The sequence below is a fragment of the Streptomyces sp. NPDC012508 genome (assembly GCF_042902595.1).
Classification (GTDB): Bacteria; Actinomycetota; Actinomycetes; order Streptomycetales; family Streptomycetaceae; genus Streptomyces.
In genome coordinates this window covers 1-2,511 of record NZ_JBIBEO010000024.1, presented here as the reverse complement: position 1 = coordinate 2,511, position 2,511 = coordinate 1, and the positions used below count along the sequence as shown (strand labels likewise).

Sequence of the window (2,511 nt, the reverse complement as noted above, 5' to 3'; positions counted from 1 at the left end):
TGCGCAGCGGGTCGGGATGGGGCGTGAGCTGTACGACGCCTTCCCGGTGTTCGCGGACGCGTTCGACGCGGTGTGTGCGCGGGTGGACCTCGAACTGCCTCTGCGGGAGGTGGTGTTCGGCGAGGATGCGGAGCTTCTGGCGTGTACGGCGTACACGCAGCCGGCTCTGTTCGCGGTCGAGGTGGCGTTGTTCCGTCTGGTGGAGTCCTGGGGTGTGACCCCGGACGTGCTGGTGGGGCATTCGATCGGCGAGCTGGCCGCGGCGCATGTGGCCGGGGTGCTGTCGCTGGACGATGCCTGTGCTCTCGTCTCGGCGCGTGGTCGGTTGATGGATGCGTTGCCGTCGGGCGGTGCGATGCTGGCCGTGGAGGCGGCCGAGGACGGTCTTGAGCTGCCCGAGGGTGTGGACCTGGCGGCCGTGAACGGGCCGACGTCGGTGACGGTGTCCGGTGACGCGGACGCGATCGGTGCGCTGGAGGAGCGGCTCCGGGCGGAGAACGTACGGGTGAAGCGGCTGGCCGTTTCGCACGCGTTCCATTCGCGTCTGATGGAGCCGATGCTCGACGAGTTCGCGACGGTCGCGAAGTCGTTGACGTACCACGCCCCGACGATCCCCGTCGTCACCACGGCGCCGGGCGACATGACGACGCCGGACTACTGGGTCGGTCAGATTCGTGAGCCCGTCCGGTTCGCCGACGCGGTCGCCTCGCTCACCGACACCCGGATCTTCCTCGAACTCGGGCCCGGCGGGGTGCTGTCCGCGCTCGTTCCGCACATCAGCGAGGGCGCGACCGCCGTGCCGGCCCTGCGCTCGGGCCAGGACGAGGATGCCGCCCTGCTGCGCGCCCTCGCGGCCCTGCACGTGCACGGGGTGCCCGTCGACTGGGTCACCCTGCTCGCGCCGGCCGGTGGCCGTCGGATCGAGCTGCCCACCTATGCCTTCGTCCCCGAGCGCTATTGGCCGTCGGTCTCCGCGCGCCCCGGTGACATGGTGTCCGCCGGACTGGGGGAGACCGGGCATCCCGTCCTTGCCGCAGGTGTCGAACTCGCCGACGACGGCGGCCTGGTGTTCGCCGGGCGCCTCTCCGTCCGCACCCACCCGTGGCTCGCCCAGCACCGGGTGCACGGCCGGATCGTGGTTCCCGGCACCGCGTTCGTCGATCTCGCGGTGCGCGCCGGCGACCAGGCGGGCTGCGACGCCATTGACGAGCTGGTCCTGCACACCCCCCTGGTGCTGACGGAGGAGTCCGTCCAGCTCCAGGTGCTGGTCGGTGCTCCGGACGAGGACGGCGCGCGTCAGCTCACCGTCCACTCGCGCCTCTCCGACGGCACCGGCTGGCACGGGCAGCCGTGGACCCGGCACGCCTCCGGCACCCTGCGTGCCGCGGCCCCCGTGGTCGCCCCGGCGTCCTCCTGGCCGCCGGACGGCGGCCACGCCGTGACCCTCGACGAGCTGTACCCGGCGTTGGCCGGTGCCGGGCTGGAGTACGGTCCGGTGTTCCAGGGGCTGCGCGGCGTCTGGCGCGCGGGCGAGGACCTCTGGGCCGAGGTCGTCCTGCCGGAGCAGGCGCACGCGGACGCCGGCCGCTTCGGGCTGCACCCGGCTCTGCTCGACGCGGCGCTGCACGCGCTCGCCGTCCGGGCGGTCGAGACGGATGGCCCCGCAGGGCCGCCGGGGCTGCCGTTCTCCTGGTCGCAGGTCACCCTGGCGGCCTCCGGCGCCACCACGCTCCGCGTGCGGCTCTCGCCGCGCGGCGAGGACGCGGTGGAGCTACTGGCCCTCGACGCCGAAGGCCGCACTGTCCTCTCCGTCGGGCGTGTCGTGCTGCGGCCCCTCGCCGCGGACGCACCGACGGGCGCCACGGTGGCGCGGCCGGTGCACCGGGTGGACTGGGTCCCGCTCCCCGAACCGGCGCCCGCCCATGTCACCTGGGCTGTCGTGGGAGCCGACCCGTACGGTGCGGCCGACGCGCTCGCGGCCCTAGGGGCCGACTGCGTGCGGGCGGCCGACGTCGCCTCGGCCTCGGCCGACCTGCTGCTGGTCACCTCGGCGCCCGTCGACGGGGCCGGCGGCCTGGACGACACCGAGGCGCGGGTGTGCGCGACGCTCGCCACCGTCCAGGAGTTCCTGGCCTGCGCGGACACCGACGCCACCCTCGTGCTGCTCACCCGGGGGGCCGTCGCGGCCGAGCCGGGCGACGACCTGCCCGATGTGTCGGGTGCCGCCGTACGGGGGCTGCTGCGCAGCGTGCAGTCGGAGCACCCCGGGCGCGTGCTCCTGGTGGATGTCGACGCCGACCCGTGGACGGCGCTCACGGCCGTGCCCGGCGCGGACGAACCGGAACTCGCCGTGCGCGGCGGCCGGTTGTACGCGGCACGCCTGGCCCCTGTCACCGACCGCACCCTCCAGGCTCCTGAGGGGGCGTGGCGGGTGGGGGTGTCGGTGCGGGGTGCGGTGGAGAACGTGGCTTTGGTGGCGGCGCCGGATGTGGTGGGGCCGTTGGGTGTGGG

Annotated in this window: 1 protein-coding gene; it reads left to right on the top strand. The window is 74.5% G+C overall.

Going from position 1 to position 2,511, the window contains the following annotated elements:
- On the top strand, positions 1 to 2,511 hold a 2,511-nt coding region (locus ACFY8U_RS36205), incomplete at both ends, for an acyltransferase domain-containing protein (RefSeq protein ID WP_389576399.1).